Here is a 13,850-nt window from a genome sequence, read left to right on the forward strand (position 1 = left end):
GCGGGCAGGGTCGTTTTGACGGGAAAGCGGAAAAGAAAGTCAGGGAAGACAATGCAGAAAGTGCCGATGCTGGCGGAGGGCTATGAGAAGCTGACCGCGGATCTCAAGGCATTGCGGGCGGAGCGGCCCAAGATCGTCGACGCGATCGAGGAAGCGCGCGCCCATGGCGACCTGTCGGAAAATGCGGAATATCACGCTGCGAAAGAACGGCAGGGCCAGGTCGAGGCGCAAATTGCCGAGCTGGAAGACAAGACCAGCCGCGCGCAGATTATCGATCCCAAGACGCTGTCGGGCGACCGCGTAGTGTTCGGCGCCACCGTCACCGTGCTGGACGAGGACGACAAGCCTCTGAAATACCAGATCGTCGGCCAGGCGGAGAGCGACGCCAAGGTTGGCCGCATATCCTATGAAAGCCCGCTGGCCCGCGCCCTGATCGGCAAGAGCAAGGGCGACGAAGTGGAAGTGACTGTGCCATCAGGCGAGAAGTTCTACCTGATCGAGGACATCCAGTTCATCTAACGCAATCGCAGCTCCAGACATGAAAAGCCCCGCAGAAGCGGGGCTTTTTGTTTGTTGTAGCGCGCGAGGCTCAACCTGTCGGCAATTCGGGCTCCAGCAGTTTATGCAGGTGCACGATGACGTATTTCATCTCGGCATCGTCCACCGTGCGCTGTGCCCAGCCGCGCCAGGCTTCTTCTGCGCTGGCATAATCGGCGAAATAGCCCACCGTGTGGATATCCTTGAGATCGGTGAACTCTACACCGCGCGGATCGGTGACGCGGCCACCGATGACGAGGTGAAGAAGCTGCTCATTACCTGTATCGGACATGGGGCCGGGCCTTTCTCGGGTGGCGGATGCAAAAATCCCCTCGCGCAATACGGCCTGGGGCCGCAAGCGCAAGGGGATCGAATGCTTCAGTAAAGCTTAGCGGCGGCCGAGGGCGCGCGCGATGCGCTTTCCGGTTTCGCGACTGGCAATGCGCGCGGCATCACCTGTGCGGCCGGCAGTGTAGTTGGCGCTGCGGCGCATGGAGCGGGCGCGATCGCCTGCGTAATCGGCAGCATCTTCGGCGCGGTGTGCCGTGGCACGGCCGATATCCTTGGCATCGTCCAGCAATTCGCTGGCGAAGGAGGAGGCGATCTCCGCACCGATGGCGGCGAGGCCAACGGCTTTGGCACCGCCACGTGCCGCGGCACGGCGCGGGCCCTTGAACATGCCGGCAATCAGGATGCCCAGCACGATACCGCCTGCGGCAGCTGTCAGCGGACGCTCCTTGACGAAAGTCGTGAAAGCATCGGTCGCTTCGGAAACTTTCTGCTTGGCCTGCTCGGTCGTGCTCGGTTCCTGCGCGGGCGGGGCGACCGTCATGCCGCCGGGTGCAGCAGGGGCGATCTCTTCCGCATCTTCATTGGCGGCAATGCTGTCGAAAGTATCGTCGGTATTGGTGGGGGCGTCGGTCATGGGAGGGGCTCCAAAAAAGTGTTCAGTCGAAATAGGAACGGACATCGTCGGCAAACTGTTCCGCCGCTTTGGCGGCTCGCTCCAACGGCTCCTCGTCCTTTTCGAATAGTCCAAAGATCATGTCGGCAAGGCGATCACGAAACAGGTAGGCAACAGCCGCGATCATCGCGAGCGCGATACCGATACCGACCTGCGTGCGGTGAGTATCGGCGTACTCGGCAGTGCTTTCGGCAATGCCAGCGGCGCCATCTTTTGCGCGGTCGAGCGCACGGCCGCCGACGCCGCGATCCGAGACATCGCCTTTCACGCAGGCAATATCGAATTTCACCAGGCGCTTGGCGGCATTGCGCAGCGTGCGATCATGCCGCAATTGGCGTTCGAGGTCAGCCATCGTCGGGCATCTCCTCTTCCTCGCTATTCATGGCTGCCATCATGCCGTTCCAGGTCTTGCCGGCCTTGCGAACGAGAAGGTAGGCGATGAGCAACAATCCGAGCACGACCACAGCTGTTGCGCCCCAGGCCGTGATAAGCGGCGTCAGGGCGATAATCAGGCCGACGGTCAGGCCGATGGTTGCCAGCACTGCAATGAAAGCAGCGACAACGGCGAAAGCGATGGTTTTCTTGACCCTGTCGGCAACGAAACCGGCGCGGGTCTTCTGGTAGGATAGCTCCGCATCGAGATAGAGGCGCGCATCGTCATAGAGCGCCTCGATATCGTCCAAAAGCGAGCGAGACCCCGCATGTTCCTCCGCCAAAGGGGCAGCGGGATCATGCGGGGTTTCCAGCGGGCCAGCCGCCGGGTCCGCAGCTTGCGGACCGGGCCGGACAGGCGTGTCTACGTCCGTAGCGGACACCGGGGCTTAGCGGAAAAGACGGGCGAAGAAGAAACCGACCAGCGCGGCAAGACCGACTGCTGTCGCCGGGCTCTTGCGGATCGCTTCACGCGAATCGTCGGCCAGCTCATCGAGGCTCTTCTCGTCCAGCTTGCGCGCATTGTCCTGCAGCGACCGCGAGGCCGAGCGGGCATATTCGCCGTATTTCGGGCCGAGCTTCTCGTCGATGGAAGCGGCATTTTCGTCGATCACGCGGCTCAGGCCGGAGAGCGCTTCGCTCGCCTTGTGCTTGCCTTCGACGGCCAGTTCACCGGCTTTCGTCTTCGCGTCGGTTGCGTAAGTTTCGCCGCGAGCACGGGCATCATCGCGCGCCTTGCTGGCACGCAGCTTGGCTTCGTCACCCAGAGCGGCAGCACCTGCCTTGGCTTCGTCCAGCGCGGCATTGAAGCGCGACTTTGCTTCGGAGGTGTTGGCGTTCTCCACCTCGGGCTCCACGACCGGCGTGACCGGCGTCTGCTCGGTAGCAGATGCGGTTTCGGCAACGGTTTTCTTCGGTTTCACGGGCTTCTTGGCGGCCATGGTGTCGGTTCCTTCCTGAGTGTGCATTGCGTCCCTCTAATAAGTGTATTGTGGTGGCAGAACACTGCCATTCAAGCGACCAACGTATGTTGCAGTGCAAAGTTCCGATGTTTAGGGATGCGCGACACACCCGGACAGGAGCGCATTTTCCATGACAGCCATCATCGACATCCACGGCCGCGAGATCCTCGATTCGCGTGGCAATCCCACGGTCGAGGTCGATGTGTTGCTGGAGGATGGCAGCTTCGGCCGCGCCGCCGTTCCCTCGGGCGCATCGACCGGCAAGCATGAGGCTGTGGAGCTGCGCGATGGCGATGCGGATCGCTATGGCGGCAAGGGTGTCCGCAAGGCCGTCGACGCAGTGAATGGCGCGATTTCGGACGCGCTGCTGGGCCTCGATGCGGAGGACCAGCGCGATATCGACCTGGCCATGATTGCGCTGGATGGCACGGGCAATAAAGGCACGCTCGGCGCAAATGCGATCTTGGGCGTCAGCATGGCCGTGGCAAAGGCCGCAGCCAATGCGCGCGGCCTGCCGCTCTATTCCTATATCGGCGGGGTTGCGGCGCATACCTTGCCGACGCCGATGATGAATATCGTGAATGGCGGCGAACATGCCGACAATCCGATCGACATCCAGGAATTCATGGTGATGCCCGTCGGCGCGGACAGCATTGCCGAAGCGGTGCGCTGGGGCAGCCAGATTTTCCATGCGCTGAAAAAAGGCCTGTCCGAGAAGGGCTTGGCCACTTCGGTAGGCGACGAGGGCGGCTTCGCGCCCAATCTTGCCAGCACGCGCGATGCGCTCGACTTCATCATGGCGAGCATCGAGAAGGCCGGTTTCACGCCGGGCGACGATGTGGTGCTGGCGCTGGACTGCGCGGCTACCGAGTTCTTCCGCGACGGCAAATACGAGATTTCGGGCGAGAACGCCTCGCTCTCTCCCGACGAGATGGCTGCCTATCTTGCCAAGCTGTGCGACGATTATCCGATCCTCTCCATCGAAGACGGGATGGACGAAGACGATTTCGAAGGCTGGAAAGCGCTGACCGACATGGTGGGCGACCGCGTGCAGCTGGTGGGGGATGACCTCTTCGTCACCAATCCAGAGCGGCTGCGCATGGGGATCGACAAGGGCCTCGCCAATTCGCTGCTTGTGAAGGTCAACCAGATCGGCACGCTGACCGAGACCTTGCAGGCGGTCGATATTGCCCACCGCGCGGGCTACACATCGGTGATGAGCCACCGCTCCGGCGAGACGGAGGATGCGACGATTGCCGACCTAGCCGTTGCCACGAATTGCGGTCAGATCAAGACCGGCTCGCTCGCCCGGTCGGACCGTCTGGCGAAATACAACCAGCTTATCCGCATAGAAGAAGAGCTTGGCGATAGCGCGGTGTATGCCGGGCGCGCCTGTTTTGGCAGGCTGGGGTGAACCGGGTGGAGGGCTCGCGCTTTCCAACACGGCAACATTTAAATGTGATGCAATGTGATTGCGCTGCTTTTGGAAAGCGGCCCAGACAGGATGCCGATTAGGGCCGCAGAAAGCAGCGGACAGGCACCGGCAAGTCCGAGCCTGTCCCTCGCTGTGCCTTTCCTGACCCTTGCTGCCCCCGCGCCCGTCAGGCGAATTTCTCGCGCAATTCCAGCAAGCGAATGGCCGCTTGCGCCGCTTCGCCGCCCTTGTTCTTCCGCTTGGGATCGGCGCGCGCGATAGCCTGATCCTCGTTCTCCGTCGTGATGATCCCGTTGCCAATGGCGATGCCGTCCATCGTCAACGCCATGATCGCCCGCGCGCTTTCGCCTGCCACGATTTCGAAGTGGTAGGTTTCTCCTCGGATGACCACGCCGATGGCGACGAAGCCGTCATACTGCCCACTCTCCGCCGCCAGAGCGATGGCGCCGGGCACTTCCAGCGCGCCGGGCACCGTGACGACCTCGACCTCGTGACCCGCAGCCTGAAGAGCGGCGCGCGCGCCCTCGATCAACATGTCGTTGAGATGGCTGTAAAAACGTGCTTCGACGATCAGGAACTTTGCCATGGTTCGGTTACTCCGGAATGGCCTGATGGCCGACGATGTTGAGGCCGTAGCCCTCGATGGCGACGACGTTGGGCTGCGAATTGGTCAGCAGGATCATGTCATGCACGCCCAGATCGGCAAGGATTTGTGAGCCGATGCCGACATTGCGAAGCTCGTCCTCCTTGGTCCAGTTGGCGCTGGTGCCAACGCGGCCTGTGAGGATGACGATGACGCCGGAGCCATGCTCTCCCATGACCTGCATGGCGCGCTGTAAGGTGCGCTTGCGCGGGCCGGGCTGGCCGAGAAGATCGTCGAAAACGGAGATAGGGTGGACGCGGGCGAGGGTGGGCTCGCCCTCCGTAACGCGGCCTTTTTGCAGGACGTAGGCTTCGTTGCCAGACACGGTGTTGCGATATGTAATGAGCCGCCACTGGCCGCCATAATCGGATTCGAACGCGCGCTCGTCGATCCGTTCCACTAAATGGTCGTTGCGCATGCGGTAGGCGATAAGGTCGCGGATCGTCCCGATCTTCAGGCCATGCTTGCGGGCGAAGACCATCAGGTCGTCCAGCCGCGCCATCGAGCCGTCTTCGTTCATGATCTCGCAGATCACGCCGCTGGGATTGAGGCCCGCCAGGCGTGAAATGTCGACCGCAGCTTCGGTATGGCCGGCGCGCACCAGCACGCCGCCGTCACGCGCGGTGAGCGGGAATACATGGCCAGGCGTGACGATATCCTGCGGGCCCTTGCTGGAATCGATGGCGACCGAAACGGTGCGCGCCCGGTCGGCGGCGGAAATGCCGGTGGTTACACCTTCTCGCGCCTCGATGGAGATGGTGAAGGCCGTCTGCATGCTCTCGCGATTGTTGCGGCTCATCGGCTCCAGGCCGAGTTGCTCCACCCGCGCCTTGTCGAGCGACAGGCAGATCAGCCCGCGGCCGTGCATTGCCATAAAATTGATGGCGGCGGGCGTCGCCATCTGGGCCGGGATGATGAGGTCGCCTTCATTCTCGCGATCTTCATCATCGACGAGGATGTACATCCGGCCGTTGCGCGCTTCCTCGATGATCTCCTCAATGCCGACCAGCACGGGCGTATCATCGTTGTCGGTGAGGAAGCGGTCTAGCTTGCCGAGCGTCTCGGTTGTCGGGTTCCACCCGTCCTCGCCGCAATCGCGCAAGGTGTTGGCGTGCAATCCCGCCGCACGGGCAAGACCGGCCCGTGTCATCTTTCCGCTGGAAATAATGTCGCGAACTTTGGCAATGATAGCGTCTTCCATGGCTCCTGCGCCTAATCACATTGAAATGTGATTGCAAGGCGCAGCGATCACATTGCGCGCCGAGTTTCGCCTTGCGCGATGGCAGCTGCGCGGGCATTAGAGCGCCATGCACGGTGTAGGACATAGCGAGCTTGTCGAGAACTTCCGCGATGCGATGCGCCATGTCGCTGCCACTGTATATGCCGTCACGACAATGGATGCGGGGCAGCGCTACGGGATCCTGGCGACGGCGGTCAGCTCACTGAGTTTCGAGCCGCCTTCGCTATTGGTGTGCGTCAATCGCACGGCTTCTCTGCACGACCCGATGGAGCGCGCGGAGCGGTTCTGCGTCAACGTGCTGGGGCTGGGCAATCGCGATGTGGCGGAGCGGTTCATGCTGCCGCGCCCCGACCGTTTTGGCGTGGGCGAATGGGTGGACGAGCATGAAGTGCCCGTGCTTGCCACGGCGCAATCCAGCCTGATCTGCAAAACGGCGCATCGCCAAGTCTTCGGCACGCACACCATTTTCATCGGTGAACTGCTGGCCGCCAACCACCGCGACGACGCGACCCCGCTCACCTATTTCGACCGCGACTACATCGACATCAGCAAAGCGCCCCAGCGCGACCCCGACGCCTGAGCGGTTCAATAGTCGCTGAACGGCCGGTTCCGCAGCTGGAGCAAATGCCCCGGCCAACTTGGCCCACGCCGCAGCGGCAGAAACATGGCGACTTCCCGCGCTATCAGATCCGCCCGGTCCTCCCGCGAGGGATAGACAAAGCTGGGTATGGAAAGTGCGCTGGAGGATGCGCCCACCTCGCTGCGCCAGAACTGCTCCGCGATAGCGGGATCGTATCCGGCGTTGGCCAGCAGGTGGACCGACAGTCTGTCCGCCTCGATCTCTGCCGCGCGATTGATTTGCTGGTTGCGTCCAAACGAGCGGAAGATGCTGCCATTGTCGATGCCTGCCTCGGTTTTGCGCCGGCGATGCTCCAGCACGATATGCGCTAGCTCATGCGCCACAGCGATCGCGACTTCGTCGTCGCTGAGCAGCGTCATGTAAACATATGTCAGCTGCATGATCCGACCGTCGGTGCGTGCCCGCGCGCCTTCCCCAAGGCGGACTTCGACTAAAGCCCGACAAGCGCTTGGCGCGTCCAGGGCTACTTCGAAACGCTCGCCGCCACGGGCAATGGTCAGAGAGAGAGGGCCGTTCATTGCTGCATCGGCCAGTATGTCGAAAGCCACTTCGCGTAAGTGCGTCGCGCCTTGAGGTTCCAGGCTATCGACCGCCGTGCCGTTGATTGCCAGGATCGCATCGTCACGCTGCAGTCCCGCGCCTGCCGCTGCCGATCCCGGCAGAACCTGCGCGATGGCATAGTCGCCCGAGGCAAAGCGCTCTTCCGAGACCAGATCGCCATACTGGTCGCGGCTGTGGAGGATGAGGCCGCTGACAGGCATCCGCGTCCGGCACAGGCGGGCATTCGCCAGCAGGATGTTGTCCGCAATCCCGGCGAGCCGAAGATCCTGCGCTTCCAATTCGTCGATCGTTTGTGCGGAAAGGCTGGTGGCGGGAAGCAGGAAGAGCGCGGCAAGCATCAACGCCAAGCCGCGCAAGGTTCGGAAAGACTGATGCGGGCAAATCATCTCAATCGTGGCGGCCATGAACCATCCGGACCTCTTGAAATTTCGGGATTTCATCAGCGCGCGAGGCTAGGGCAGGCGACAGGCGATGTCGACAGGTTCGGCAGCACTTGCGCTCAGGCGCGCAAGCGGCCAAGGGGGCTTTGGAGCCATTCCGGCTCTGCATTTCGAGATGGGCAGCAATGCCCGCGCCAACCTGCCAGACCGGCAAGGTGGTGGTCCCTGACAGGACGATGCGGCCAGCAGGCAACCGGTCAACTGCCCTCGTGCAGTGCGTCGTCCAGAATGAGAGAGGTAGGACAACGTGAAAGCTCTTGTGAAAGCCAAGGCAGAGCCCGGATTGTGGCTGCAGGATGTGCCAAAGCCCGAAATGGGCATCAACGATGTGATGATCCGCGTGAAGCGCACGGCCATCTGCGGCACCGACATGCACATCTACAAATGGGACGAATGGGCGCAAAAGACCATTCCGGTACCCATGGTGGTCGGCCACGAATTCGTCGGCGAGATCGTGGATATCGGCGACAATGTGAAAGGGTACGAGAAGGGCCAGATCGTGTCCGGCGAGGGCCATGTCGTGTGCGGGCGCTGCCGCAATTGCATGGCTGGGCGCCGTCACATGTGCGCCGATGCAGACGGTATCGGGGTTAACCGGCCCGGGGCCTTCGCCGAATATCTCTGCATTCCGGCCGCCAATGTCTGGTTGCACAATGACGGCATCGATCTCGATGTGGCTTCGCTCTTCGACCCGTTCGGCAATGCCGTGCATACCGCGCTGCAATTCAATGTGCTGGGCGAGGACGTACTCATCATCGGCGCCGGGCCCATCGGGCTGATGGCCGCTGCCGTATGCCGCCATGCCGGGGCGCGCCATGTCGTCATCACCGACCTCAATGACAACCGCCTGGAAATGGCGAAACAGCTGGGCGTAACCCGCGCCGTCAATGTCACCCGCGAGACTATTGAGGATGTGCAGAAGGAACTCGGCATGGCCGAGGGCTTCGACGTGGGCCTCGAAATGTCGGGCAATGAAAAAGGCTTCGCCTCGCTCGTTGATAACATGGCCCATGGCGGAAAGATCGCCATTCTCGGCCTGCCGCCCGGCGGCATGGACATCGACTGGCACAAGGTCATCTTCAACATGCTGACGCTGAAAGGCGTCTATGGCCGCGAGATTTTCGAAACCTGGTACAAGATGAGCGTCTTCATCGAATCCGGCCTCGACCTCTCGCCGATCATCACGCACCGCCTGCCATATACGGAATATGAAAAGGGCTTTCAGGCCATGCTCTCGGGCGAGGCGTGCAAGGTCGTTCTGAACTGGGAAGATTGAACAGAATGTACGGCAAGTTCCAGCAGCACCTGCAAGGCGAGCTCGACCAGATCCGGGCGGACAGTCTCTACAAGGACGAGCGCCTGATCGATTCCCCACAAGGCGCGGTGGTCGATCTGAAGGACCGCGAAGTCATCAATCTGTGCGCCAACAATTATCTCGGTCTCGCCCAGAATCCCGACGTGAACGCCGCCGCGCGCAAGGGCGTGGACGAATGGGGCTATGGCATGGCGTCGGTCCGCTTCATCTGCGGCACGCAGACCCAGCACAAGGAACTGGAGCAGCGCCTCTCGAACTTTCTCGGGATGGAGGACACCATCCTCTACCCGTCCTGCTTCGATGCCAATGGCGGCCTGTTCGAGACGCTGCTGACGGCTGAAGACGCGGTTATTTCCGACGAGCTCAACCATGCAAGCATCATCGACGGCATCCGGCTGAGCAAGGCGATGCGCTATCGTTACAAGAACGACGACATGGCCGACCTCGAGGCCAAGCTGAAAGAGGCGGAAGAGGCGGGCGCGCGCTTCAAGCTCATCACGACCGATGGTGTGTTCTCGATGGATGGCTTCATCGCCCAGCTCGACAAGATCTGCGACCTGGCAGACAAATACGATGCGCTGGTGCATTTCGACGATTGCCACGCCACCGGCTTCGTGGGTGAGCGCGGTCGCGGCACGCATGAATATCGCGGCTGTATGGACCGGGTGGACATCACCACGGGCACGCTGGGCAAGGCGCTGGGCGGCGCAAGCGGCGGTTATACCAGCGCGAAGAAAGAAGTTGTCGAACTGCTGCGCCAGCGCTCGCGGCCGTATCTGTTCTCCAACACGGTGGCACCGCCGGTCGTCAGCGGAGCTATCGCCGCATTGGATGCCGTGGAGAACAATCCGCAGCACATCGCCGATCTGCGCGAGAAAACCGCCTATTTCCGCCGGAAGATGACCGACCTCGGCTTCGACCTGCTGCCGGGCGAGCACGCCATCGTGCCGGTGATGCTGTACGAGGCGAAGCTCGCCAAGGAATTCGCCGACGAGATGCTGAAGGAAGGCGTCTATGTCGTCGCCTTCAGCTATCCGGTGGTCCCGAAGGGCAAGGCCCGAATCCGCACGCAGATGTCCTCCGGCCTCAGCTATGAAGAGATCGACCGCGCCATCGAAGCGTTCGGCAAGGTCAAGGCCCGCCTGATCGACTGACGCCCTTCACCGCCATGCCATGATGATGGTGCCCATGCCATGGCATGGGGCGCGGCCAATGCTGTCGGTAATCCCTCCCTCGAATAGTGAGGGAGTTTCGACACATGTTTACCGATCGAGTTTCGAAAAGCGCGCTGCTGCGTGCGAGTGCATCGGCCGCGATTATCGCATCTGCCAGTTCCATCGCCGCGCCCGCCTTTGCCGCGACGGGTACGATCAACAGCGTGTCCTACGAGGCGCGGCCTGTGGTTTGTCGCCTGACCATCAATCACAGCATTACAGGCACGCTCGCCGACAATACCGGCAATGATCAGGTCGCTGTGGAAATAGAAAGCAATACGTTCGGAACTGAAAACAGAGACGAAGTAGGGGTCCCTGTTGGCACGACACTTACGCGACCGACTTTCGTTCTGGACATCAATAACGGACAACGGGCGCAACGAAGTGTTACTCTTCGCGATCTGATACCCGGACAAATTGCGCCATATATCGACACCTTCGTTATCCCGCGCGCCGATTTGATCGCAGAGGGCGGTAAATGCGCCGAGATGGCTCCGAACAATGCGCCCGTGGTCGATATCGGTCCCGACCGGTCCTTTAATTCGACCACGCAAACAGTCTTGCTCAACTCCACCGTTTCTGATGCCGATGGCGATGCAGTTAGCTATCAATGGGTGCAGACATCCGGTCCGACAGCGAACATCATATCGCCCAACGCAGCATCCACATCTGTGGTATTGCCGACCCTCAACCCGACCGTGAGCACCGACTTCACCTTCCAGCTGCAAGTGACCGATGCAGCATTGGAGACGGTTTCGGATGCTCAAACCATCACCATTCTGTCCAACAACAGGACACCGGTCGTCGACGCCGGCACGGACACGCGAGTGCAGGGTGGATCGACCGTCCAGCTGACCGGTAGCGCCAACGATCCGGACAATGACGCACTGACCTATCAGTGGGTGCAGACCAGCGGACCGTCCGTCACCCTGAGCGACTCCACGATCCTCAACCCAACCTTTACCGCACCTCCGCGCGCTCGCGACGACCAGTCGATCGTCTTCGAATTGACTGTCGACGATGGTACCGTGACCGCGTCCGATACAGTCGAGATCGAAGTGGCGGGCAATGAAGCCCCCGTCGCATCCGCCACGATCACGCCGTCGTCCGGCACGGGTAATCAGGTTTTCACTCTCGATGGATCGGGGACCACCGATCCCGAAGGCGACCAGATCTTCTATCAGTGGGTGCAAACGACCGGTGTTGCGGTGACGATCGATAACCCCAATTCGGCAGTTACGACCTTTACGGCGCCACCGGCAGGTGTCGCGAGCGGCGACACGCTCGCCTTCGAATTGCGGGCTACCGATATATTCGACGAAACGGGCACCGCCTCTACGCAGGTGACGCTTGCGGTCAATCAGGGGCCGACAGCGGATGCCGGTGCCGACCAGACAGTGAGCCAGGGCGATAGCGTGCAACTGGACGGTACCGGCTCGACCGATCCCGAGGGCGATCCTTTGACCTATGATTGGGAACAGGTTTCGGGTCCACCCATAACAATTCAGGATCCGACCAGTGCAACTCCGACTTTCCTTGCGCCTACCGGCAGATCGGTCGACCAAACCATCGTGCTACGCCTTACGGTCGATGATGGAGACGAATCGTCCACTTCAACCGTTACCATCACGGTCCTTGCCAACCAGCCTCCGGTCGCAAATGCCGGGGCCGATCAGGGACCGGTCGACGGCGGAGCGACGGTAACGCTCGATGGTACCGGTTCGACCGACCCCGATGGCGACACGCTGACCTATAGCTGGGTACAGACCAGCGGACCGAACGTCACCCTGTCGGACGCGACCGCGGCCCAGCCGACCTTCATAGCGCCCAACGCAAGCGGCGTGATCACTTTCGAGCTGACCGTCAGCGATGGCGATGTCACCGCGACGGATACGGTGGACATCACCGTGCAAGCCGTTGGCACGATCACCATCGTCCAGCGCGTGACCGGCAGCGATACGGCAGTCACCTTCACCTCCAGCCTCGCGGCGCTTGCGACCACGCTGAACACCTCGGATGGCTCGGCGCAGGTGACGGCGACCAGCGTTCCTGTCGGCACATACACCGTCACGGCGGCCGACCTGTCGGCGCAGGGCATCGCGGTGACCGATATCAGCTGCTCCGACAGTGATTCGACCGGCAATGTCGCCAGCCGCACGGCGACTATCGACCTTGCGGCGGGCGAGGACGTGACCTGCACGTTCACCGCGGCCAATTCGCGTGAAGCGGCGCAGGCTGCGATCTACAACTACCTGACCGGCCGCAATGCGCTGATCCTCGCCAACCAGCCGGATCTCCAGCGTCGACTCGACCGCTTTACCGGTGGTGGATCGGGCGCAGGCTCGGTGAATGTGGCTGGCCTCACGCTGCCGGGCTCGCAGCACCTGCCGCTGATGGCGAGCATCTCCAGCACGCATATGCAGGCCAGCGCCAGCCTGGCGCGCGCCACGGGTTCTGCCGATCGGGCATTCGACATCTGGGCCGAGGCATCCTTCAGCAGCGCCAATATCGGCGCACAGGACGCCGATTTCCGCATCGTCCATGTCGGCGCAGATCTGAAGATCGGCGACAGCCTGCTGGTCGGTGCGCTCGCGCAGTTCGACGACTACAGCGATGCCGACGAGCTGACCGTCGGAGAAGGCGAGGGCGATGGCTGGATGGTCGGGCCCTACCTTGTCGCCCGCCTCACGCCCCAACTCTACGCCGAACTGCGCGCAGCATGGGGTCAGTCGGACAACACCATCGTTGCAGTTCCGGGCTTCGCCGATGAATTCGAGACCAGCCGCAGCCTGTATTCCGGCTCGCTCTACGGCGAACTGGAACTGGGCGCTGCGACCGTTCTGCGTCCGGCCCTGACGGTGCGCTATTTCAGCGAGGATCAGCAGGCGTATACCGACAGCCTCGGCATCCAGGTGCCGGGCCAGACGGTCGACCAGGGCGATATCAGCCTGCGGCCGCGCATCATGCACTCGGTCGATCTGGAAGGTGGCTGGAGCCTGCGCCCCTATGGCGAAGTGGATGCGATCTACACCTTCGGCACCGATCCGGATGCTGCTCTCGCCAGCCTGCTGCCCCCGGGCTTCACCGACACGTTCGGCGATTTCCGCGGACGGATTGAGGGCGGTCTGGACCTGTTCTCGCAAAGCGGCTTCCGCGCCAGCGCTTCGGCATATCACGACGGCATCGGGGCGGACGACTTCGGGAACACGGGTGTACAGATCGGGGTGTCCTTCGGCTTCTGAATCTGACGAAACCGAAGCAAACGGAAGGGCGGTCACCAACAGGTGGCCGCCCTTTTCGCATGCAAGAGCACCGGCGCCGCTCCGGGGCCATGGCAAGCATGCTTTTAAAGGGAGGTGGTGGACGCACTAGGGCTCGAACCTAGGACCCGCTGATTAAGAGTCAGCTGCTCTACCAACTGAGCTATGCGTCCGTTCCGGCGTATTCGCTGGAGGCCGCGAGGCTTG

The 13,850-nt window shown here is 61.9% G+C and carries 14 protein-coding genes, 1 tRNA gene and 1 riboswitch; of the genes, 6 read left to right on the forward strand and 9 right to left on the reverse strand.

The annotated features are described in order from the left end of the window. Nucleotides 1–51 precede the first annotated feature (51 nt). Nucleotides 52–519, forward strand: a complete 468-nt coding sequence (greA, locus tag BMF35_RS09235) for a transcription elongation factor GreA (RefSeq protein WP_047005686.1) — start codon at nt 52–54, stop codon at nt 517–519. 70 nt (nt 520–589) lie between these two features. Here the strand turns inward: greA and BMF35_RS09240 are convergent, their stop codons facing one another. The 5 genes from BMF35_RS09240 to BMF35_RS09260 form a co-directional block, all read right to left on the reverse strand. Then, a complete protein-coding gene (locus BMF35_RS09240; RefSeq protein ID WP_047005687.1) occupies nt 590–829 on the reverse strand; it encodes a DUF4170 domain-containing protein in 240 nt (79 codons plus the stop codon). Between the two features lie 96 nt (nt 830–925). After that, on the reverse strand, nt 926–1,462 hold the full coding sequence (locus BMF35_RS09245; RefSeq protein WP_047005688.1) for a hypothetical protein: 537 nt from the start codon (nt 1,460–1,462) through the stop codon (nt 926–928). Between the two features lie 22 nt (nt 1,463–1,484). Next, nucleotides 1,485–1,853, reverse strand: a complete 369-nt coding sequence (locus BMF35_RS09250; RefSeq protein ID WP_047005689.1) for a hypothetical protein — start codon at nt 1,851–1,853, stop codon at nt 1,485–1,487. Then, entirely contained in the window at nt 1,846–2,316 is a 471-nt protein-coding gene (locus tag BMF35_RS09255) for a phage holin family protein (protein ID WP_082115584.1), read from the reverse strand. Before BMF35_RS09255 ends, BMF35_RS09250 begins: the two co-directional genes overlap by 8 nt. Before the next feature lie 6 nt (nt 2,317–2,322). Then, nucleotides 2,323–2,874, reverse strand: coding sequence for a hypothetical protein (locus BMF35_RS09260; RefSeq protein WP_236781510.1), 552 nt, complete (start codon nt 2,872–2,874; stop codon nt 2,323–2,325). A gap of 151 nt (nt 2,875–3,025) precedes the next feature. Here BMF35_RS09260 and eno point away from each other — a divergent pair, with 151 nt between their 5' ends. Beyond that, complete coding sequence (gene eno, locus BMF35_RS09265; RefSeq protein ID WP_047005690.1) at nt 3,026–4,309, forward strand: phosphopyruvate hydratase; 1,284 nt, start codon at nt 3,026–3,028, stop codon at nt 4,307–4,309. A 187-nt stretch (nt 4,310–4,496) separates the two neighbouring features. On the opposite strand, the gene ribH is transcribed toward eno, so the two are convergent. Then, nucleotides 4,497–4,916, reverse strand: a complete 420-nt coding sequence (gene ribH, locus BMF35_RS09270; protein ID WP_047005691.1) for a 6,7-dimethyl-8-ribityllumazine synthase — start codon at nt 4,914–4,916, stop codon at nt 4,497–4,499. A gap of 7 nt (nt 4,917–4,923) precedes the next feature. Further along, nucleotides 4,924–6,174 carry a 3,4-dihydroxy-2-butanone-4-phosphate synthase gene (gene ribB, locus BMF35_RS09275; protein WP_047005692.1) on the reverse strand — a complete coding sequence of 417 codons (1,251 nt, stop codon included), beginning with the start codon at nt 6,172–6,174 and terminating at the stop codon, nt 4,924–4,926. Nucleotides 6,175–6,280: 106 nt separating this feature from the next. Between ribB and BMF35_RS09280 the strand changes: the two genes are divergently transcribed. Further along, nucleotides 6,281–6,793, forward strand: a complete 513-nt coding sequence (locus tag BMF35_RS09280; protein ID WP_047005693.1) for a flavin reductase family protein — start codon at nt 6,281–6,283, stop codon at nt 6,791–6,793. Nucleotides 6,794–6,798: 5 nt separating this feature from the next. On the opposite strand, the gene BMF35_RS09285 is transcribed toward BMF35_RS09280, so the two are convergent. After that, nucleotides 6,799–7,818 (reverse strand): M48 family metallopeptidase, encoded by a 1,020-nt coding sequence (locus BMF35_RS09285; protein ID WP_052765892.1) that lies wholly within the window; start codon nt 7,816–7,818, stop codon nt 6,799–6,801. Between the two features lie 136 nt (nt 7,819–7,954). Further along, nucleotides 7,955–8,061: riboswitch (SAM-I-IV-variant riboswitch) on the forward strand. Between the two features lie 40 nt (nt 8,062–8,101). Here BMF35_RS09285 and tdh point away from each other — a divergent pair. From tdh to BMF35_RS09300, 3 genes are all read left to right on the forward strand, one after another. Further along, nucleotides 8,102–9,130 carry an L-threonine 3-dehydrogenase gene (gene tdh / locus BMF35_RS09290; protein ID WP_047005694.1) on the forward strand — a complete coding sequence of 343 codons (1,029 nt, stop codon included), beginning with the start codon at nt 8,102–8,104 and terminating at the stop codon, nt 9,128–9,130. Between the two features lie 5 nt (nt 9,131–9,135). Continuing rightward, nucleotides 9,136–10,323, forward strand: coding sequence for a glycine C-acetyltransferase (locus tag BMF35_RS09295; protein WP_047005695.1), 1,188 nt, complete (start codon nt 9,136–9,138; stop codon nt 10,321–10,323). A 104-nt stretch (nt 10,324–10,427) separates the two neighbouring features. Further along, nucleotides 10,428–13,625, forward strand: coding sequence for an autotransporter outer membrane beta-barrel domain-containing protein (locus BMF35_RS09300; RefSeq protein ID WP_052765893.1), 3,198 nt, complete (start codon nt 10,428–10,430; stop codon nt 13,623–13,625). Nucleotides 13,626–13,740: 115 nt separating this feature from the next. Here the strand turns inward: BMF35_RS09300 and BMF35_RS09305 are convergent. Beyond that, nucleotides 13,741–13,816, reverse strand: a tRNA-Lys gene (locus BMF35_RS09305). Between the last annotated feature and the right edge of the window lie 34 nt (nt 13,817–13,850).

The organism is Aurantiacibacter gangjinensis, assembly GCF_001886695.1.
GTDB classification, from domain to species: Bacteria; Pseudomonadota; Alphaproteobacteria; order Sphingomonadales; family Sphingomonadaceae; genus Alteraurantiacibacter; species Alteraurantiacibacter gangjinensis.